Source organism: Kluyvera genomosp. 2 (assembly GCF_036759865.1).
GTDB classification, from domain to species: Bacteria; Pseudomonadota; Gammaproteobacteria; order Enterobacterales; family Enterobacteriaceae; genus Kluyvera; species Kluyvera ascorbata_B.
Genome location: NZ_JAPKIA010000013.1, coordinates 88,156 through 108,914 on the forward strand (window position 1 = coordinate 88,156; position 20,759 = coordinate 108,914).

Here is a 20,759-nt window from a genome sequence, read left to right on the forward strand (position 1 = left end):
CATGCATGGCTTCAGGCCCGTATCTCAATCCGGTGGGCGTCAAAGGCCGCACGCAACCGTCGGGCAAAGGCCAGCGCCTGCTCACCATCGCCGTGCAGGCAGACCGTCTGCGCCTTTACCTTCGTCCAGATACCGTCACGGCTTTTCACGCGGCCGTTCAGCACCATTTCAAGCGTGCGCGTCACCGCTTCTTCTTCATCCTGAATCATCGCCCCTGGCTCGTGGCGTGGCACCAGCGAGCCATCAGCCAGATAACCACGGTCGGCGAAGACTTCCTCCCGCGTGGTCAGGCCGTAACGTTCTCCCGCGCGAATGAGCTCGCTGCCCGCTAGCCCTACCAGCATCAGCGCAGAATCGATATCTTTTGTCGCCCTGGCGATGGCGTCGGCAAGCGCCGGTGACGCAGCCGCCTGGTTGTAGAGCATGCCGTGAGGCTTAACGTGAGATATCGTCCCGCCTTGCGCGCGCGTGATGGCCGCCAGCGCGCCAATTTGATACAGCATCTGGGCGTAGACAACGTCAGGCGCTAACAGCATAGCGGTGCGGCCAAAGTTTTCCCGATCGGGAAAACTGGGATGGGCCCCAATGGCCACGCCATACCGCTGCGCCAGCAGCACGCTCTGACGCATCGTCTGCGCATCACCGGCGTGGAAGCCACAGGCAATATTGGCGGACGTAATCAACGGCATCAGCGCACCGTCATTCGCACAGCCTTCGCCGAGATCGGCGTTTAAATCAATCATCATCGTAGAGCCGCTCTTTACCTTTAGCCGGGTGAGAATCGACGCTATCGCTATGCACGTCGATTGCCGTTCGACTATAGCAGATCGCTGCGGTGTCATAATGCCTCATCATCATTTTCCTGGCGACCGCCGTGCGCCCATAAAAAAAGCCCGCTACGCGGGCTTCTTGTGATATTGATTCAACGCTTACTTGCTTTTCTTGATGTGTTTAATCAATCGCTTACGTTTACGCATCTGGGTCGGCGTCAGCGTATTACGTTTGTTTGCATACGGGTTTTCACCTTCCTTGAACTGAATACGAATAGGCGTACCCATCACATCCAGCGACTTACGGAAGTAGTTCATCAGGTAGCGTTTGTATGAATCCGGCAGATCTTTTACCTGGTTACCGTGAATCACCACGATCGGCGGGTTATAACCACCGGCGTGGGCATACTTCAGCTTCACGCGGCGGCCACGTACCAGCGGCGGCTGATGATCTTCCGCGGCCATGGTCATGATGCGGGTCAGCATCGCGGTACCCACGCGACGGGTCGAGCTGTCATACGCTTCGCGAATAGATTCGAACAGGTTACCCACGCCGCTGCCGTGCAGCGCAGAAATAAAGTGCACGCGAGCAAAGTCGATAAAGCCCAGACGGTAGTCGAGGGTTTCTTTCACCTGCTCTTTGACTTCCATGCTCAGGCCGTCCCACTTGTTGACGACGATAACCAGTGAGCGCCCACTATTGAGGATAAAGCCCAGCAGCGACAGATCCTGGTCAGAAATACCTTCCCGCGCATCAATCACCAGCAGACAGACGTTAGCGTCTTCAATGGCCTGCAATGTTTTGATAACCGAGAATTTCTCCACCGTATCGGTGACTTTACCGCGCTTACGCACGCCTGCGGTGTCGATGAGGACGTATTCACGTTCATCGCGCTCCATCGGGATGTAGATACTGTCACGGGTAGTGCCCGGCATGTCGTACACCACCACGCGGTCTTCGCCAAGAATACGGTTAGTTAGCGTTGACTTACCGACGTTCGGGCGGCCCACGATAGCGATTTTAATCGGCAGATCCTGCGGGTTAAAATCGTCTTCCGGCTCTTCAGGCGCTTCGCCGTTCTGCTCAGCCTCAAATTTTGCCCAATATTCGGCGTCTTCATCCACCTCTTCCGGCGGGTTCACGTCGTCAACGAACGGCAGCAGCACCTGCTCCAGCAGGCTGGTCACGCCGCGACCGTGAGAAGCGGCGATCGGGTGAATGTCACCGAGACCCAGCGACCAGAAGTCGGCCACCGCCTGGTCCGGATCGATGCCGTCGGTTTTGTTAGCCACCAGGAAGGTCGGCTTTTCGCGTGAACGCAGGTGTTTAGCGATGCCTTCATCCGCCGGCATCAGCCCCGCACGCGCATCAACCATAAACAGCACGACGTCGGCTTCTTCAATCGCCATCAGCGACTGTTCCGCCATGCGCGTTTCGACGCCTTCTTCCGTGCCGTCGATACCGCCGGTATCGATACAAATAAATTCACGCCCTTCAACTTCAGCACGACCGTACTTACGGTCACGAGTCAGACCCGGGAAATCCGCAACCAGCGCATCACGAGTGCGCGTCAGGCGGTTAAAGAGCGTGGATTTTCCAACATTAGGGCGCCCGACAAGCGCGACCACAGGTACCATGTTAAAGCCTCATATACTCAAAATTTGTGACAATCTGCGTTGCCGGACGATGCATCGTTTACCCGGCCTACTCTGTCTGTGTAGGCCCGATAAGCGAAGCGCCATCGGGCAAGAAATCAGTACTAATAAAAATAGCAAACGGCCCCTGAGCATACAGGAGCCGTCCATCGCTGAATCAACACAGCCGGATTAACGCGTAATGGCGTACACCGTGCCGTCTTTTGCCTGAATCAGCAGTTTACCGTCGGCTGCAACCGGATCCGTCAGGAAGCCTGAGCTGTCAACCTTCTGCTGCGCCTGGAAGCGCCCGTCTTCCGGGTTAACCCAGTGCATGTAGCCTTCGGCATCGCCCACCACCAGGCTGCCGTTATACAGCGCCGGCGAGGTCAGTAAACGGTGCAGCAGATCGCTCTGCGTCCACAGCGTCACGCCGCCGTCGGTGGTCAGCGCCAGAATACGATCGTTCTGATCGACGATGTAGATACGGTTGCCGTCGACGATGAAATCATTCACCGAGCCCAGCTCGCGTTTCCACATGATCTGACCGCTGCGCAGATCCAGCGCCGTCAGGTTACCATTGTAGGCTAAGGCATAAACCACGCCATTGACGATGACCGGCGTGGTGTCCACGTCGCTCAGACGGTCAATTTCCGTGGAGCCGGTGGCCTGAGAAATACGCTGCTGCCAGATCAGCTGACCTTGCTGCATCAGGACCGCGCTCACGCGACCGTTATCACCGCCAACAATCGCCGCGCCGTAAGCTGCAGCCGGTGCAGATTCACCGCGCAGAGACAGCGCTGGCATATCCAGGTTTACCGTCCACTTCACGACGCCGCTGTTTTCATCCAGCGCCTGCAGCTGGCCGTTGCTGGTATGGATCAGCACCAGACCATCGCTCACGGTTGGACGAGAAAGCACTTCGCCCGCCGCGGCGGTCTGCCAGACGATAGAACCGTCGCCCGCATCCAGCGCATAAACCTGCGCTTTTTCGCTGCCGACATAAACGTGGCCGCCGGAAACGGTCAGGCCACCGGAGAGCAGCGCCGGTTTACGAGAGAACCAGCCGTCTTTTTCCGCCAGATTGACGGACCATACTTCTTTGCCATCATCCGCGTTCATCGCTTTCACGATGCCCTTACGGTCAGCGGCATAGACCACGCTATCCGCATAGGCCGGATGCAGGTTGGAGTAGAAATCGCCAATCCCGCTACCCACCGAAACGTCCCAGGCAGTAGACGGAGTAAACTGGTTTTCTACGGTCGGCAGCGGAGACATTTTAACAACGTCTTCTTCGCCGCTAAACAGTGAACAACCACTCAACAGAGTGACAGAAAGCAGTCCAGGCAAAAGTAGTTTACGCAATTGCATCGGGTCCCTCTCAGACGGACAAATTATTAATTTTCATGCGCATCATTTCGCTGAGCGCCGGTGATGCATCGCTTTTAGCGCCTGCTTCCCACGCCGCACGCGCGCCCTGCTTGTCACCTTTACTGAGCAGGATTTCCCCACGTAAATCAGCAACAATTGCCGTCCAGCCTTCACCTTTCACGCCTTCCAGCGTTTTCAGCGCTGCGTCAGGCTGCTTCATTTGCAGCTGAACGCGCGCCAGGCGCAGGTTGATAACGGACTTCAGATTATCATCAGATGCGGCGGCCAGCCCTTGCTGCAGCTGTTTTTCTGCCTGTGCCAGATCGTTTTTATCAACGAAGACCTGCGCCAGCTCCAGGGAAGCAAACGACCCGTAGGTGTTTTTCGCCCCAGCGGCAAATTTCTCCGCTGCGGCCAGCGCTTCCGGTTTCCCCGAACTAAGAGAAGAAACGGCATTTTCATAGGCCATGGACGCGTCCCTGGCCGTGTCTACCTGATGGGAATTCCAGTAACGCCAGCCAACCAGCGCACCGATCCCCAAAATTACCCCAACGGCCAGCGCTTTGCCATTTTCGGCAAAGAAGCTTTTCAGCGCCTCAACCTGATCGTTTTCGTTATTAATTTCCACGCAGCCCTTCTCCTGATAATGATGTCCTGGAGATTAACCCAGAATAGTGCGCAAATGCGCGGCAACGCCTTCCTGCGTTACGGTTGTCTGCTCACCAGAACGCAAATCCTTCACGACAACAGTGGCTTGCTCAACCTCAGACTCACCCAGAACCAGGGCAATACGGGCACCCCATTTATCTGCGCGGGCAAACTGCTTTTTAAAGTTGCCGCCGCCGTGGTTAGTCATCAGCTTCACGCCAGGTAATGCATCACGCACCTGCTCGGCCAGACGCATTGCGGCTGACTGAGTATCGGTGCCTGAGGCTACCAGGTATATATCGACAACAGGATCGGCTTTAAATTCCGGATTAACTGCCTGAACGAGTAAAACAAGACGTTCCAGGCCCATGGCAAAGCCCACGGCAGGGGTTGCGCGACCGCCTAGTTGCTCGACCAGGCCATCGTAGCGGCCGCCGGCACAAACGGTACCCTGCGAACCCAGGCTGTTCGTTACCCACTCGAAAACGGTGCGGTTGTAGTAATCCAGACCGCGAACCAGACGCTGGTTAACGGTGTAGGCGATACCGGCGGCATCCAGCTGCGCGCACAGGCCAGCAAAGTGCTCACGGGACTCATCGTCCAGGTAGTCACCCAGTTTCGGCGCGTTATTCAGCAACGCCTGCACGTCCTGATTTTTTGAATCCAGCACGCGCAGCGGGTTGCTGTACATACGACGTTTGCAGTCTTCATCCAGCACGTCGACGTGTTGCTCGAGGAACGCCACCAGCGCGTCGCGGTAGTTAGCGCGCGCTTCCAGTGAACCGATGGAGTTCAGCTCCAGATTAACGTGCTCGGCCATACCGAGCGCACGCCACCAGCGCGCGGTCAGCATAATCAGCTCCGCGTCAATGTCCGGGCCCTGCAGGCCAAACACTTCGACACCCAGCTGATGGAACTGGCGGTAGCGGCCTTTCTGCGGACGCTCGTGGCGGAACATCGGGCCGATGTACCACAGACGCTGCTCCTGATTGTACAGAAGACCATGTTCGATGCCGGCGCGTACGCAGCCCGCAGTACCTTCCGGACGCAGCGTCAGGCTATCGCCGTTGCGGTCTTCAAAGGTATACATCTCTTTTTCAACCACGTCGGTGACTTCACCGATAGCGCGCTTGAATAACGGGGTCTGCTCTACAATCGGCAAACGGATTTCGCTGTAACCGTAGCTGCCGAGCACCTGCTTGAGTGTGCCTTCAATGCGCTGCCAGATGGCGGTTTCGCCAGGCAGATAATCGTTCATGCCGCGAATGGCTTGAATGTTTTTTGCCACGTTAATTCTCTTTATATATAAAAATGAACCCTCGCGCGGTCAGCGCACGAGAGGTTCAATCATACACGGGAAGCAAGCCGCTTCCCATCTCGTTATTTTTCAACCTGCTGAACGTCGATACGGCGCGTCTCGTCAAGCACCGCGGCTTTCGCGCGGATTCTGGCTTCAAGCTGGCTAATCATATCGTCGTTGTCCAGACGGTCTTTACGCACGCCGTCTTCATACAGGCCGCTCTTTTTGTTGCCGCCCGTCACGCCCAGCGTCGACACCAGCGCTTCGCCAGGGCCATTCACCACGCAGCCGATGATCGAAACGTCCATCGGGGTGATGATGTCTTCCAGCCGCTGCTCCAGCGCGTTGACCGTACCGATCACGTCAAATTCCTGACGAGAGCAGGTCGGGCAGGCGATGAAGTTAATCCCGCGCGCGCGAATGCGCAGCGATTTGAGAATGTCGAAACCGACTTTAATTTCTTCGACCGGGTCCGCCGCCAGCGATACGCGCAGCGTGTCACCAATGCCTTCGGACAACAGCAGACCAAGGCCGATTGCGGACTTGACCGCGCCGCTGCGCGCGCCGCCCGCTTCGGTGATCCCGAGGTGCAGCGGCTGATCGATCTGTTTCGCCAGCAGGCGATACGATTCGACGGCAAGGAAAACGTCCGACGCTTTCACGCTGACCTTGAACTGATCGAAGTTCAGTCGATCCAGATGATCGACATGACGCATCGCCGATTCCAGCAGCGCCTGCGGCGTCGGCTCACCGTATTTTTCCTGCAGATCTTTTTCCAGCGAACCGGCGTTAACACCGATGCGGATCGGGATGTTTTTGTCACGCGCGCAGTCAACCACCATGCGAATGCGCTCTTCGTTGCCGATATTGCCCGGGTTAATGCGCAGGCAGTCGACGCCGTATTCCGCAACCTTCAGCGCAATACGGTAGTCAAAGTGGATATCGGCGACCAGCGGGACGTTGACCTGCTGTTTGATAAGTTTGAACGCCTCGGCGGCGTCCATCGTTGGCACGGAAACGCGAACGATGTCCGCGCCAACGCGTTCTAACGCTCTGATTTGATTGACCGTCGCTTCGACATCCGTCGTGCGCGTGTTGGTCATCGACTGGACGGCGATAGGGGCCCCATCGCCGATCGGCACGTTCCCAACGTAAATGCGTGTGGATTTTCTACGTTGAATAGGAGCCTGGTTGTGCATGAAAAATCTCCCGCATTACGCGTCTGTTATTGTGCCGGTGATTGTTCAGCACTCACGGTCAGGCGCGCAACCTGGTTAGTTCTGATAAAGCGGCTCAGATCGACCGGTTTACCCTGGTATTCAATTTGTACCGCAGCCGGTGCGCCAATTTTCAGCTTATAAGGCGCCTGGCCGGTGAGGTTCAGGTTACCACCTTTACGCTGCAGGCCGCTGAACAGTTTTTTACCGGTCGCATCGGTCACTTCCAGCCAGCAGTCGGCGGAGAAGTTCATGACCAGCGCGTTAGCGTCAGCCACCGGCGCGGCAGTTTGTGCCGGATCGGTTGGCAGCGCGCCCGGCGCGGCAGCCTGCGGTGCAGGGGTAGTTTGTGCTGCAGTGGTATCAACATTCGCCTGAGACGGTGACACAACGGCGTTGTTCTGCGCGGCGGCTGTTGCCGTATCGGCTGGAGCCTGAGCGGCGGTATCGGCTGGCGCCGCAGCGCTGGAGCCCTGCACGGCGGCAGTATCGGTCGTAGCCGTAGACGGAGCCGCATCGGCTCCCGTATTCAGCGGAATATTTTGTGAATCGCTGCCGCTCGCCTTCAGCTCAACGGAAGACTGATCGGCCATCGTGGTGATCTCTTCCTGCTGCGCTTTGTGGTTTTGCCACCACCAGGCGACGGTTAAACCCACCACCACAAACAGCACCAGCCAGGTAAAGCTCATCAGCCAGCCGTCGCGTTTTTTGCGACGCTTGCCCAAAGAGAAGCTCTGCATCGGCGCGACCTTGGCAGCGCGCACCGGCGCCTGCTTTTCCATCATCGGCAGCAGTTCTTCTTCTGGAATATGGACCAGACGAGCGTAGGAACGGATATAACCACGCAAGAATGTTGAAGCGAGTTCAGCAGGAGCCTTATCTTCTTCAATATCACGAACGGTGGAAACCTTCAGGCACAAGCGTTCTGCAACGGCTTGCTGGCTGAGTCCGAGTTGTTCACGGGCATTACGCAAACGGACACCCGTAGTTTGTGCTTCTTGTTGATCGTGGTTGGTTTCAGTATTCATTCGCTACAACTGCTGATTCGTGAAATTTAAGGTTCTGATGCGAAGCCTTCTCGCACCGCGAAACATCCGGTCGTGTTACCGAACGGACGGACGGGCCGCCCGTTATGCCCTACTCCAAAACAGCGTCAAAAGCCGTATTCACGCTGTGATTGCAACGCTACATACTGCCTCAATACTTGATGAAACGCACCGTAATTATTAACCAGATCAGTACGTTTCGCCTAATCCTTAAGCACTTGGCTGTGCGTGCGCCATTTCTGGCGCACGCGGCGCGCTATCAGAGCGCTTTGACCTCAATGGTTTCACCCTGCATACGCTTACGCATTGTACGCTTGGTGCGGTCAATCACATCACCGGCAAGCTGACCACAGGCGGCATCAATGTCATCACCGCGGGTCTTACGCACGATGGTGGTAAAGCCATAGCTCATCAGTACTTTACTGAAGCGGTCAATGCGGCTGTTGGAGCTGCGGCCGTACGGTGCGCCCGGGAACGGGTTCCACGGAATCAGGTTGATTTTGCACGGCGTATCTTTCAGCAGTTCAGCCAGCTCATGGGCGTGCTCGGTGCCATCGTTAATATGGTCCAGCATCACGTATTCGATGGTCACGCGGCCCTGGTTGGCGTTGGACTTCGAAATGTAGCCACGAACGGACTCCAGGAACGTCGCGATGTTGTACTTTTTGTTGATCGGTACAATTTCGTCACGGATGGTGTCGTTCGGTGCGTGCAGGGAAATCGCTAGCGCGACGTCAATCATATCGCCCAGCTTATCGAGCGCCGGAACCACGCCTGATGTGGACAGCGTTACGCGACGTTTGGACAGGCCGAAACCGAAGTCATCGAGCATGATTTCCATCGCGGGAACCACGTTAGTCAGGTTCAGCAGCGGTTCGCCCATCCCCATCATCACCACGTTGGTGATCGGACGCACGCCGGTTGCTTTGACCGCACCGACGATTTTCGCCGCGCGCCACACCTGGCCGATAATTTCAGATACGCGCAGGTTGCGGTTGAAGCCCTGCTGGGCCGTAGAGCAGAATTTACACTCTAATGCGCAGCCGACCTGTGAAGAGACGCACAGGGTCGCGCGATCGTCTTCCGGGATATACACGGTTTCAACGCGCTGATCGCCAACGGCAATCGCCCATTTGATGGTGCCGTCAGAAGAACGCTGCTCTTCTACCACTTCCGGAGCGCGAATTTCAGCCACTTCTTTCAGCTTACCGCGCAGGACTTTGTTGATGTCGGTCATCTCATCAAAGTCGTCGCAGCAGTAGTGGTACATCCACTTCATCACCTGATCGGCGCGGAAGGGTTTTTCGCCTAAGTTTTTAAAAAACTCGCGCATCTGCTGACGGTTAAGATCCAGCAGGTTAATTTTTCCATCTTTGTTGGGAACCGCCGGGATGGCGCTCTCAGGCGTGACAATTTGTTCAGACATTTTCTATTCCGGCCTCGTTGTTACACGTTATGGCCCCTGGAGGGTTAATAAAAAGAAGCGCCCCAGGAAAGCGTTCTGCTCGTCCGGGGGCGCTGCATTGTACAAATTCTGGCGCATGGATGCCACGTCTGCACGCGGCATTCACGAAATAAAGTGTAAACGATCCCTTAACGGGTGCGCGGGCACACTTCGCCTTCGCCGAAGAAGAAGGCGATTTCGCGCGCGGCGGATTCAACGGAATCGGAACCGTGGGTGCCGTTCTCGGTGAAGCTGTCCGCGTAGTCAGCGCGCAGGGTACCTGCCAGCGCGTTTGCCGGGTTGGTGGCACCCAGCAGATCGCGGTGACGCTGAACGGCGTTTTCGCCTTCCAGTACGGAAACCACGATCGGGCCAGAGGTCATGAACTCAACCAGACCGTCGAAGAACGGACGGCCGTCGTGCTCAGCGTAGAAGCCGCGCGCCTGCTCAACGGTCAGGTGCAGCATTTTGGTGCCAACAATCTTAAACCCTGCTGATTCAAAGCGAGAGAAGATGCTGCCAATAACGTTTTTTGCCACCGCGTTTGGCTTGATGATGGAAAAAGTACGTTCAATAGCCATGATTACCTCTAATAATAAAATTTATTTTGTTGTCGTGCATACAGCAGCTGTATTACCTGGCGCGGATTATAATGACCGGATGCGTCGTTGCCTATGGATGAAGGTAACATTTTTTTAAAATAAAATACTTTTAAGCAACACACTTTGTAACAAACCCGGTTTGGTTATTGTGCGCTGCTACTGCCCGATGGCGCTACGCTTATCGGGCTTACGGGTCGATGCCATATTGTAGGCCGGGTAAGCGCAGCACCAACCGGCAACGTCACTCACTGCAGCGTAAAATTCACCACCGACGTCTGTCCTGATTCATCCATCACCACCAGTTGATAAGCCGCCGGATCTGCCAGCGTCAATGTCAGACTATCGCCAGCGCTGGCCTGCGGTTCACCGTTGAGGAACCACCAGCGCCTCCCTTCTCCACCGCTCGCGTGCAGCACGACTCTTGCATTCGACTCACCGGGCAAACGTCGGATCACGGCATCTTCACGAATACCGGACAGCATCAGCGGGGCCATGTTCTGCACTTGACGAGGCGGGCAACGCGTCGACACCAGCGGCAGCCGCGCGGCACGGCGCTCTCCGACGGGCAGCCACGGCTCCAGCGGCAGCGGCCAGACGTCGAGGATCGTTTCACGGGCCCCCGGGCAGTCTGCTGCCACCCGTTTGCCTTCGCCATCAAGCCACATCGGGAAACGAATGCCCTGCATCCCTTCCTGCTCAGGCAGCTGTAACGTCGGCGGCAGGCTATTATCCAGCATCCAGGTCGACAGCCTGCGGCGGCAGTTGGTGTCCCCCGCTGGCAGCGGCTGCCCGGCTGGCCAGCAGATTTCCGCCACGCCAACCGACGCCGGACGCGGATCGCGCGCCTCCTGCTGGCGCGCAGCGCGTGAGGCCAACAGATTGTTGACTTGGTTCAACAGCGGAATGGCGCTGGCGAAACCAAACTGCCCGGCCACCGGCGTACCGTCCGGCCTACCGGTCCAGATGCCGATGCTGTAACGGGCATTAACGCCAATCGCCCATGCGTCGCGATAGCCGTAGCTGGTGCCGGTTTTCCACGCCAGCGGCACCCCCTGCGGCAGCGAGGCATCCGGCAACGGCTGCGCCTCGTTGGCCAGAATGCGGCGGATAATCCACGCCGCGCCCGGCGACAGCAGCGGCCGTTCGACCAGCGGGTCGCTGGCCAGCATCCGCAGTTTGCCCACCCTTCCGTGTCGCGCGAAGGCACTATAGGCGGCGGTGATATCAGCCAGCCGCGCGCCAGCGCCGCCGAGAATGAGCGATAAATTCGGCTCCGCACCGGTCGGCAGAATCAGCGGTAGCCCGGCATTGCGCAGCCGGGCGGCGAACTGCTTCGGCCCGTAAGCGTCCAGCACCTGCACGGCAGGAAGATTCAGCGAGCGCACCAGCGCTTCGCTCATGCTCACCGGGCCGTGGAATCCGCTGTCAAAGTTACCCGGTCGGTAGTCTCCCACCCGACGCGGCACATCCTGTAGCAGCGATGCCGGATGAATCAGCGCGCTGTCGAGCGCCATACCGTATAAAAATGGCTTCAGCACCGACCCCGGCGAACGCACTGCGGTCACCATATCGACATGACCAAAGCGGCTATCATCGGTAATATCCGCAGAACCAACCCAGCCGCGCACCTTCATATCGCGGTTATCGACCACCACCATCGCCAGCGAGCTGCGCGGTGCCAGACGCGATTTCCAGTTCATCGCCAGATCTTCCAGCTGCCGCTGCAGCCCGGCATCCAAGGTGGTCACAATTTTTTCCTCACGGCTCCGCGCCAGCATGGCGCGCGCAAACAGCGGTGCCAGCTGCGGCATCTGGCGCGGGAACAGCCATACCGGCTCTTCTTTCGCCTCCTTTACCGCAGCGTCAGGCCAGACGCCCTGAGTCAGCATTCGGTCAAGGACTTTATTACGCGCGGCCTGCGCCCGATGAGGCCAGCGGTCCGGACGCAGTCGGCTGGGCGCCTGCGGCAGTACAGCCAGCAGCGCAGCGTCGGCGTAGCTTAATTGCGCAGGCGGTTTTCCGAGATAGGCCCAACTGGCAGCACCGACGCCCTGAAGCGTGCCGCCGAACGGAGCCCGGTTGAGATAAAGCGTCAGAATATCCCGTTTGGAAAGATGCCATTCCAGTTGGAAGGCGCGCCACAGCTGGCGAAACTTACCGCCAAACGTACGCGGATGCGGGTCCAGCAGCCGCGCCACCTGCATCGTCAGCGTGCTGCCGCCCGACACTACGCGCCCGGCGGAGAGATCCTGCCAGGCCGCGCGGACAATGGAAAACGGGTTTACGCCGGGATGGTCCCAGAACCAGCGGTCTTCATATTGGATCAAGGCATCCAGGTAGCGTGGCGACACCTCTTCCACGGTCACCGGGTAGCGCCAGATCCCTTCGGCATCGGCAAAACGCCACAGCGGGCTGCCGTCCTCGGCGACCACCACGCGGGCGGGCGTCACTTCATGCAGCGGCAGCGGCCAGCGCTTATCGGCCAGCACCACCGCGCCGCAAAAGAGGACCACCGCCCCGGCCAGCCAGCGCCAGACGGGGCGTTTAAGCCAGGCGACCCGCATGCTATGGGACGACAATCAGCATGTCGTCCGCCGTACCCACCGCGCGCCAGGCCGGAACATACATGGATTCTACCTGCGACGGCGGCACCTGATAGGTACCCGGCATGACCGCGCGAGCCAGATAAACCAGCGTCACCGGCTGGTTAGCGTTGACCGCCACCGCCGCCACAAAGCGGTCGTCACGGAATTCCATGTGCTGGATATCCGCCTGCTGCATCTGGTTGAGCCACTCCTGCACTTCGCTGGCGTTGTCCTGCAGATTGGCACTGCTGTTAGCCAGATTCTGGTTTTCCAGCTCCAGTCCGGCAGGCAGCATATCGACCACCAGCGCATCCGGCACGTTCTGTCCGGCGTTGATATCTAACTTCACCAGCACCAGTTCGCCGCTACGCAGCGAAGAAAGCGATTTGCGCTGACCATCAGTGCCATAGAACTGGCGCTCAATATGCAGCACGTTGCCGCTTGCCGCTGGCGCATTTTGCGGGTAACCGGTGCTGTCGAGTCGCAGCCACAGCGGCTGCTGGCCGCTGTTTGTCACCGTCAGCGCCGCAAGCTGCTCTGCATCCAGATTACGCGTCAGGGCTTTCTCTCCCCGCAACGGCTGACCGTCCAGCGAAGTTTGCGCCTGCCAGTTGCCCGGCGCGTCCAGCACGCTTTTCGCCGCCAGGAACAGCGCATTGTTCTCCTGGGTCGACAGCCAGCGTTCGCTGAAAGCCTGCTCAGCGAGGGTTTGCAGTAGCGCATTCTGGGCCGCCGGTAGCAGCTTGTTCTCTTCCAGCAGCGCCAGCATCAGCGCGTTGTCGCGCAGGTCGCTGCCGTAGTCCGCCAGCCAACGCGCCCTGTCAGTACGTTTGGTAGTCAACGCCAGCTGCAGCGCCTGTTCGCTGCGCGGGGCGTCGCCCATCGCTTTCAGCGCAATACCCAGCTGCATCAACGGCAGGCCGGACCCGGCCTGCGCGCGGCGTTCCCAGAGTTCGCGAAGCGCACCGAGCGGCGCTTTTTGCTGACGGGCCAGCACCAGGCCTGCATAGGCCTGAATGGCAAAACGGCTAGCCGCGCTGTCGTCGGTGTAGCGTACGCTCATCAGCCCCGGCTCCTGCAGGTAGCGCAGCATCCGGTTATTGCCTTTATTGATGGCCTCCACCGGTACGCTATAACCCTGCTCCGCAGCGCGGACCAGGAAGTCCATGGCATAAGCAGTCAGCCAGTACTCTTCTGGCCCTTCTTTGTCCCACAGGCCAAATCCGCCGCTCTCTTTTTGCATTTGCAGCAGGCGAGAGATGCCAAGATCCACCGCAGCACGGCGTTTTTCATCGCTGTCGCCGACGATGCCCAACGTTTTTAGCTGTGCGGCGTTGGTATAAAGCTGCGGGAACAGGCCGCTGGCCGTCTGTTCAAGACAGCCGTACGGATAGGCTTTCAATTCGCGGATATAGCGCGCCAGGTTGAGCGGCGGTTTACCGCTCAGCAGCAGTTGGCCCTGCACCGTCGCCGGCGAGAACGCCGCGTTCTGCCCTGACGGTATGCTCCAGCTCTCACCAGGCTGCAGCACCGCGCCGTTATTGACCGTTTGCGCCGGGAACGCCGGGCGCACGCCAATCTTCCACTGCTTATGCAGGTCGGCCAGCGTTTCACCCGGTAGATTCAGGCCCGATACGCTGACATTCACTTCTCCGTCGCCGAAGCCTTCACTGGCGCTCACCGGCACAAACAGCGTGCTGCGCGCACCGGGCTCCAGCGAGACCGCCGCAGGCTGGCCGCTCTTCAGGGTCAGCAGACCGGCGGTGGCAATCTGAACGTTCAGCGTCTGGGGTTTATCCGTCAGGTTGGTCAGATCCAGCGTCAGACGAGCGCTATCGCCGCCCGCCATAAAGCGCGGCGTATTCAGTTCCGCGACGACCGGTGCGGCAACCACTACTTTTTGTTCCGCGCTGCCGAAATCTTCGCTCGTCCATGCCTGTGCCATCACTCTCAGCTCGCCGTTAAAGTCGCCTATTGGCATCGTTATCGAGCCTTCGCCGTTGTCGTCGAGGGTCACCGGCTGCGCCTGCTGGGCGATAATGGTGACGTGGTTAACCGGCGGCTTACCGCCGCGGTTAAGCTCATCGCCGTCACCGCCGAAGCGCAGGCTGGCAAGACGCCCCTGGCCTTCAATCACCTGGCCATAGATATCATAAATATCTGCACCGTAGCGTTTCTGGCCGAAGAAGGCCTGCCACGGGTCCGGCGTGGCGTAGTCGGTAATATTCAGCACGCCGCTGTCAACGGCCGACAGCAACACGTTGACCTGCTTCGGTGCCGCCCCTTCTTTGCGTCCCACCTTCACCTTAACCGTCAGAGGCTGGTTCGGGCGCATTTTCTGCGGGCCCTCCAGCGCAACGTCCAGCCGACGCTGTTCGTCACCGAGCGGCAGATGCAGCACGCCCACCGCCCGCTTTGGCGTAGCGGAGCGCGATTTGTCCCCCGGACGAACCACCAGCGTGCTCAGATAGAGATCGTGGCGGTTCCAGCTTTTGTCGACCGGAATGCTTAGATCCAGCCCCGCGGCGGGGACCTCAATTTCCTGCCACCACAGCGGCCCATCGCTGGATTCCACCATCGCGTAGCCTTTACCTGCCGCCGGGGCGGCAATGTGCAGCTTGATGGTATCGCCGGGCCGGTAGTTCGGTTTATCAAGCTTGAGCGTGACGCGATCCGGGCGCGCCGCGCCGCTGCCGTCGCTGTTATCCTGCCAGCTGTAACCGGCCCAGAAACGCACGCTACTGACCGCATCGTTCGGCGCTTTGACCTCCAGACGATAGGCGCCCCACTCTACCGGGAAACTGACCTTACCGGTTTCATCTGCGCTGAGATCCAGCGTCTCTTCGCCCTCGACCAGATCTTTTTGATCGAAGCGAGACTGCCAGCCGTCGCTTTCCGACCAGTTCCAGTAATAATCACGGCGTTCACGAATCAGCCTGACCTGCAGGCCGGTAACCGCTTTCTTATTACCGCTGGCGTCGCTGTAAACCACGTCAAAGGCCGCCTGGCTGTTTTCATCGACGATCGGCTGATTGACGGTGGTGTCGGTGCGATAGTCATAGACCGCTTTGCTGGCAAACTGCGGGCGGATCCCCGGCAGCTCGGCTGCTGGCCAGATAGCCTGGCTTACCCGGCGGGTGACCGGGCGACCGCCGGACTCAAGCAGGCTGGCCTGGAGGATCACCTGCAGCGGCGAGTGGGTTTCCTGCCACTGGCTGGCGGTGGTCACTTCACCATGGCCTTTGGCATCCAGCGTCAGGTTCATTTCATCCAGGCTGCGGGCGGTATTTTCTTGCGCAATATCGCCAAACTGGAAGCCCGGCAGCGCCGCGACGGCATCGCGCAGCGGGCGTAAAAACAGCTTGCCCTGGAGACTGTTACCGCTGGCTGGCGCGCCGTAGAGGTAGGAACCCACCACGCTGAACGTCACATCGTCAGCAGGAGCCAGCGGTGCGGTTTGCGGCGTCAGGCTCAGCGCCATGCGCTCGGGCATAAAATCTTCAACGTGGAAATCCCACTCACGCGGCTGGTTATCGCCGGTGTTAGCGCGAATATGCCACATCCCCGTGGCGGCACTGCTATCGAGCGGGTAGGTCAATTGATACAGGCCGTTCTGCGGCTGGCTGACGACGCTGCGGATCACCTGCCCGTCCGGCTTGACCACCTCAAGCTTAATCGGCTGATCGGGCAGCGGTTTGCCGTCACTGTCGCGCAGCAGCCCGTTGAGTATCACCGTTTCCCCGGGGCGATAAAGATCGCGCGGGCCAAACATAAAGAACTGCTTACGGTAGCCGGGGTCACCGGCAACGTCGAACTCGGCCAGGTCCAGCGCGGGAAGTTTGAGATCCAGCAGCGTGGTTTGCCCCTCTTTGCGCGCCAGCAGCAGCGCCGCGTCTTTATCCGTCTGGAGGGTCGCATGGCCTTTGGCATCGCTGGTCGCCTGCGCCAGCGTCTGGCCTTTATCGTTAAGCAGGGTCAGTTCTACGGCCGATTGCGCCGCGCCGTTTTCCAGGCTTTGGGTGAAAACGTCCAGCTGGCCGTGATAGCGGTGCAGCGAAACGCCCACATCGCTGAGGGTAAACAGCGTAGCGGCATTGCTGTAGCTGTACTGACCCGCCGGATTCATCACCGCAATATAAACGCCGGACTGCTGTAGCGGCGCAATATCCTTCAGCGGCAGCAGCAGTTTTTCGCGAGTGTTACGCGTGGGGTTGAGATCGAAGCGTCCGGTATAGACCAGGTCCGCCATTTTCAGCAACTCGTCAGATTCCCAGTTGCTCAGCGAGCTGCGATATTCCCACTGGCTGACAAATGCCGCCAGCGACTCCGGCTTCACGCGGAAGAAGTTGACGTCAACGTGCGGCACGTTGAGCACCATCACCGGCAGCCCTTCCACCACTTTGCCAGGCAGCAGCGAGCCGCGGCTGGCAAAACCGACGCTGGGGGCAATATCACGGGTCGTCAGCGTTTTCTCCACGCTGCTGCCGAAGGCGGATTTGTTCAGCGCCGCCAGCTCAGGATCGACGGTCACAATCAGGTCGCGTTTAGGCTCCAGATGGCGCAGACGCAGCTCTTTGAGGTTTGGCGCCAGCTCCCATGCACCGTCCACTTTGCCGCTCTTTTTGTCGACCAGATGAACGGTTTTGCTGAAATCCTGATCGGGATTTAGCGGAATCGAAAAGGTGAGCACCAGCGTCGCCGCGCCGTCGAGCTGCACTTCAGAGGCATCCAACAGGGAAAGCGTTTTGCCCTGACTCTGCTGGGCAAGTTTGGCCAGCTGCGCCGCATCCGGTTTATTCGCCGACGCGTGCTCGGCTGCAGCCGGGGCCGCCGCCGAGGCGGGCTTATCATCGTTGTTATTGTCGCATCCCGCCAGGGTAAACGTCATTGCCAGCGCCAGCGCTAGCGTAGCCAAACGAAAGGGTTTCATCCTGGAACCTCTGACTGGTGAAGTCTGTTTGAGTCGTTGATTCAGTATTATGCCCCAGACCCGAGTTTGCCAGTAGCCAGCCCGCTCGCAAAATTGACGACCATTTTTCATCACAAACGGGATGTTACGGCGATCACAGCACCGAACGTCACCTGTGACGTTACGCGTACTTTGTTTTTAAAACAATAAGATAGCTAGATTCCTCTCGCACTCTGCTGTTACCTTTTGCCGGTCGTCACCTCTTACTCTACGCGGTTCAATAATTGGAGATCGGAATGAAAAGAGCCGTTAATGCCCTACAAAATTTTGGCAAATCTCTCTACGGCCCGGTGCTCATATTGCCAATCGTCGGTCTGTTTATCGCCTTCGGTAACGTGCTGGGTAACGGTAGCCTCGCCGAGTACATTCACGTTCTCGGTTACCCTGCCGTTCAGCATCTTGGCCAGCTGATCGCCAAATCCGCCGTGTCGCTGCTGGTCAACCTGGCGATGATCTTCGCCGTCGGCATTCCCATTGGCCTTGCCGCCCGCGATAAAGGTTACGCGGCGCTGCTGGGCCTGGTCACCTTTATCGTTTTTATCAACGCCATGAATGTGACGCTCCAGCTACAGGGCGAACTGGCACCTGCCGATCTTATGCGCACCGCCGGGCAAAGCATGGTGCTCGGCGTACAGGTGCTGGAGATGGGCGTGTTTGCCGGGATCCTCACCGGTGCACTCACCGGCTACCTGTATAACCGCTATTCCGGCGTACAGTTTTCCGGGGCGATGGCTATCTACTCCGGGCACTGCTTCGTCACCATTATCATTTTGCCGGTTGCCATACTTCTCGGCGTGATCATGAGCGAACTCTGGCCGTGGGCGCAGCACGGCATCAGCGCGCTGGCGTTGGCGATTAAAGGCTCCGGCCCGTTCGGCGTAGCCATTTATGGCTTCCTTGAGCGCATTCTGGTGCCAACCGGCCTGCATCATCTGGTTTATACCCCGTTCCTGTACACCGAGCTTGGGGGTTCACAGGAAGTATGCGGCACGCTGTATCAGGGCGCGCGCAATATCTATTTCGCCGAAATGGCCTGCCCGAAGGTCACGCAACTGAGCAGCACGGTAGTGTGGGACGCGCGCGGCATCAGCAAAATGTTCGGCCTGCCCGCCGCAGCGCTGGCAATGTACGTCACGGCCAAACCGGAGCGTAAAGCGGCGGCGAAAGCCATTCTGATCCCGGCGGCGCTAACGTCCATGCTGGTCGGCGTCACGGAACCGCTGGAATTTTCATTCCTGTTCGTCGCGCCGCTGCTGTTCGTGGTGCACGCGGTGCTGACCGGCATTGGCATGATGCTGTTCTCACTGCTCGGCGTCCATGCGATCGGCGCGAACGGCATCATCGACTTTGTGCTCTACAACCTGCCGCTGGGCACCACCAAAGCGAACTGGCCAATGTATATCGCGGTGGGGCTCACGATGTCCGCACTCTATTTCCTTATCTTCCGCTTACTGATTCTGCGTTTTGATATGAAAACGCCGGGCCGCGAAGAGGAAGACCAACAGACCCGGCTCTACAGCAAGCAGGAGTACCAGGCTAAGGGCAACAACGACGGGCTGGGAACCCTCATCATCGAAGGATTAGGCGGGCGCGACAACATTGAGGTGGTGGATAACTGTTACACCCGGCTGCGCGTCACGGTCAAAGATGTAGCGCAAATTAACGAACCGCAGCTTAAAGCAACCGGTGCGAAAGGCATTATTAAACAAGGCAATAACGTTCAGGTGGTCTACGGGCTGCATGTCAAAAAAATGCGAGAAGCCGTTGAGATGTTTCTCTGAAGGAGGCTATAACATGTTGAAATCCCCATTTATTCTGGCTATCGCCGGCGGCGGCAGCACCTATACCCCGGGCATTGTGAAGAGCCTGATGGTGCGCTTAAGCGACTTCCCGCTAGCGGAAATTCGCCTCTACGACATTGATGAAGCGCGGCAAAACACCCTCGCGCCGGTGGTGGAAAAGGTGATACGCGACCACAGCCAGAGCATCAAATTTACCGTCACCACCTGCCCGGAAACGGCCTTCAGCGGCGCACACTTTGTGTTTGCGCAGATGCGCGTTGGTCAATACAAGATGCGTGAGCTGGATGAAAAAATCCCGCTGCGCCACGGCGTGGTGGGTCAGGAGACCTGCGGCCCGGGCGGCCTGGCCTACGGCCTGCGTACCATTCTGCCGATGGTTGAATTGATTGACCTGGTTGAGCGCCATGCAGACCCGAAAGCGTGGATAGTCAACTACTCTAACCCGGCGGCCATCGTTGCCGAAGGCATCCGCCGTCTGCGCCCACAGGCGCGGGTATTAAATATCTGCGATATGCCGGTGGCGGCCATGCGCAATATGGGAGCCATTCTCGGCGTCGATCGCCACAGGCTCGACGTCGACTATTTTGGTCTCAATCATTTCGGCTGGTTTACCCAGGTGCGTGTCGATGGCGAAGACAAGCTGCCAGAGCTGCGACGCCACGTGGCGAAGTTCGGCCTGCTAACCGAAGATGCCGCGCAAACTGACCCGCAGCATGCCGATCCATCATGGGTGAAGACCTGGCGTAATATTAAACCGATGATGGACTGCTTCCCGGAATATCTGCCGAACCCGTATTTGCAGTACTACCTGATGCCCAACCAAATCGTCGAGCACCAGAATCCGGACTATACCCGCGCCAATGAAGTGATGGATGGCCGCGAGAAAAAACTGTTCGCGGCGGCGGTTGAGTATCAGCAAACCGGGATTCTGCCTGATGCCTTCCACGTCGGCGTGCACGGCGAGTTTATCGTTGAGGTTGCCCGATCTCTGGCCTTTGATTTACGTCAGCGTCATCTGGTGATTGTGGAAAACCAGGGGGCGATCGCCAATCTACCGGACGATGCGATGGTGGAAGTGCCCGCGTATATCACCGCGAACGGCCCGGAGCCGGTGCGCATGGGTAACGTCCCGCTGTTCCACCAGACGCTGCTGATGCAGCAGCTGGCTTCGGAACAGCTATTGGTGGAAGCCACGCTGGAAGGAAGTTATGAGAAAGCGCTGCAGGCTTTCACCCTCAACCGGACCGTGCCAACCATAGAACACGCGCGGGCTATTCTTGATGAGATGATTGCTGCCAACCAGGATTACTGGCCGCAGCTGCAGCACGCCTGGCAAAATGGTGAAGCAACGCGCTAATAACACGATGGTC

The 20,759-nt window shown here is 58.5% G+C and carries 13 protein-coding genes; 2 read left to right on the forward strand and 11 right to left on the reverse strand.

Annotated features, from left to right (window positions below; translation table 11 throughout):
• Positions 1-11 precede the first annotated feature (11 nt).
• From pxpA to V6942_RS15355, 11 genes are all read right to left on the reverse strand, one after another.
• A complete protein-coding gene (pxpA, locus tag V6942_RS15305) occupies positions 12-746 on the reverse strand; it encodes a 5-oxoprolinase subunit PxpA (protein ID WP_333501437.1) in 735 nt (244 codons plus the stop codon).
• A gap of 183 nt (positions 747-929) precedes the next feature.
• The gene (der, locus tag V6942_RS15310; RefSeq protein ID WP_333501438.1) at positions 930-2,408 is read right to left on the reverse strand and encodes a ribosome biogenesis GTPase Der; all 1,479 of its coding nucleotides are present in this window, start codon (positions 2,406-2,408) and stop codon (positions 930-932) included.
• A 189-nt stretch (positions 2,409-2,597) separates the two neighbouring features.
• Entirely contained in the window at positions 2,598-3,776 is a 1,179-nt protein-coding gene (bamB, locus tag V6942_RS15315; RefSeq protein ID WP_106924103.1) for an outer membrane protein assembly factor BamB, read from the reverse strand.
• 10 nt (positions 3,777-3,786) lie between these two features.
• On the reverse strand, positions 3,787-4,404 hold the full coding sequence (locus tag V6942_RS15320) for a YfgM family protein (RefSeq protein ID WP_106924102.1): 618 nt from the start codon (positions 4,402-4,404) through the stop codon (positions 3,787-3,789).
• Between the two features lie 33 nt (positions 4,405-4,437).
• Positions 4,438-5,712, reverse strand: coding sequence for a histidine--tRNA ligase (gene hisS / locus V6942_RS15325; RefSeq protein WP_106924101.1), 1,275 nt, complete (start codon positions 5,710-5,712; stop codon positions 4,438-4,440).
• A 92-nt stretch (positions 5,713-5,804) separates the two neighbouring features.
• Entirely contained in the window at positions 5,805-6,923 is a 1,119-nt protein-coding gene (ispG, locus tag V6942_RS15330) for a flavodoxin-dependent (E)-4-hydroxy-3-methylbut-2-enyl-diphosphate synthase (RefSeq protein ID WP_106924100.1), read from the reverse strand.
• Positions 6,924-6,949: 26 nt separating this feature from the next.
• Positions 6,950-7,969 (reverse strand): cytoskeleton protein RodZ, encoded by a 1,020-nt coding sequence (gene rodZ / locus V6942_RS15335; protein WP_182930193.1) that lies wholly within the window; start codon positions 7,967-7,969, stop codon positions 6,950-6,952.
• Between the two features lie 277 nt (positions 7,970-8,246).
• Positions 8,247-9,413 (reverse strand): bifunctional tRNA (adenosine(37)-C2)-methyltransferase TrmG/ribosomal RNA large subunit methyltransferase RlmN, encoded by a 1,167-nt coding sequence (locus tag V6942_RS15340; RefSeq protein ID WP_106924098.1) that lies wholly within the window; start codon positions 9,411-9,413, stop codon positions 8,247-8,249.
• 167 nt (positions 9,414-9,580) lie between these two features.
• Entirely contained in the window at positions 9,581-10,012 is a 432-nt protein-coding gene (gene ndk / locus V6942_RS15345) for a nucleoside-diphosphate kinase (RefSeq protein ID WP_106924097.1), read from the reverse strand.
• A 266-nt stretch (positions 10,013-10,278) separates the two neighbouring features.
• Entirely contained in the window at positions 10,279-12,597 is a 2,319-nt protein-coding gene (gene pbpC, locus V6942_RS15350) for a peptidoglycan glycosyltransferase PbpC (protein WP_333501451.1), read from the reverse strand.
• A 1-nt stretch (position 12,598) separates the two neighbouring features.
• On the reverse strand, positions 12,599-17,548 hold the full coding sequence (locus V6942_RS15355; RefSeq protein WP_182967283.1) for an alpha-2-macroglobulin family protein: 4,950 nt from the start codon (positions 17,546-17,548) through the stop codon (positions 12,599-12,601).
• A gap of 275 nt (positions 17,549-17,823) precedes the next feature.
• On the opposite strand from V6942_RS15355, the gene V6942_RS15360 reads away from it, so the two are divergent.
• On the forward strand, positions 17,824-19,368 hold the full coding sequence (locus tag V6942_RS15360; protein ID WP_333501439.1) for a PTS transporter subunit EIIC: 1,545 nt from the start codon (positions 17,824-17,826) through the stop codon (positions 19,366-19,368).
• A 13-nt stretch (positions 19,369-19,381) separates the two neighbouring features.
• Positions 19,382-20,746 (forward strand): 6-phospho-alpha-glucosidase, encoded by a 1,365-nt coding sequence (locus tag V6942_RS15365; protein ID WP_106924092.1) that lies wholly within the window; start codon positions 19,382-19,384, stop codon positions 20,744-20,746.
• Positions 20,747-20,759 lie beyond the last annotated feature (13 nt).

What these genes read in the sequence shown, in the direction of transcription:
- bamB (WP_106924103.1), bottom strand. Translation starts at nt 3,776, where the DNA reads ATGCAATTGCGTAAACTACTTTTGCCTGGACTGCTTTCTGTCACTCTG.
- ispG (WP_106924100.1), bottom strand. Translation starts at nt 6,923, where the DNA reads ATGCACAACCAGGCTCCTATTCAACGTAGAAAATCCACACGCATTTAC.
- pbpC (WP_333501451.1), bottom strand. Translation starts at nt 12,597, where the DNA reads ATGCGGGTCGCCTGGCTTAAACGCCCCGTCTGGCGCTGGCTGGCCGGG.
- V6942_RS15355 (WP_182967283.1), bottom strand. Translation starts at nt 17,548, where the DNA reads ATGAAACCCTTTCGTTTGGCTACGCTAGCGCTGGCGCTGGCAATGACG.
- V6942_RS15365 (WP_106924092.1), top strand. Translation starts at nt 19,382, where the DNA reads ATGTTGAAATCCCCATTTATTCTGGCTATCGCCGGCGGCGGCAGCACC.
- V6942_RS15360 (WP_333501439.1), top strand. Translation starts at nt 17,824, where the DNA reads ATGAAAAGAGCCGTTAATGCCCTACAAAATTTTGGCAAATCTCTCTAC.
- rodZ (WP_182930193.1), bottom strand. Translation starts at nt 7,969, where the DNA reads ATGAATACTGAAACCAACCACGATCAACAAGAAGCACAAACTACGGGT.
- pxpA (WP_333501437.1), bottom strand. Translation starts at nt 746, where the DNA reads ATGATGATTGATTTAAACGCCGATCTCGGCGAAGGCTGTGCGAATGAC.
- der (WP_333501438.1), bottom strand. Translation starts at nt 2,408, where the DNA reads ATGGTACCTGTGGTCGCGCTTGTCGGGCGCCCTAATGTTGGAAAATCC.
- V6942_RS15340 (WP_106924098.1), bottom strand. Translation starts at nt 9,413, where the DNA reads ATGTCTGAACAAATTGTCACGCCTGAGAGCGCCATCCCGGCGGTTCCC.
- ndk (WP_106924097.1), bottom strand. Translation starts at nt 10,012, where the DNA reads ATGGCTATTGAACGTACTTTTTCCATCATCAAGCCAAACGCGGTGGCA.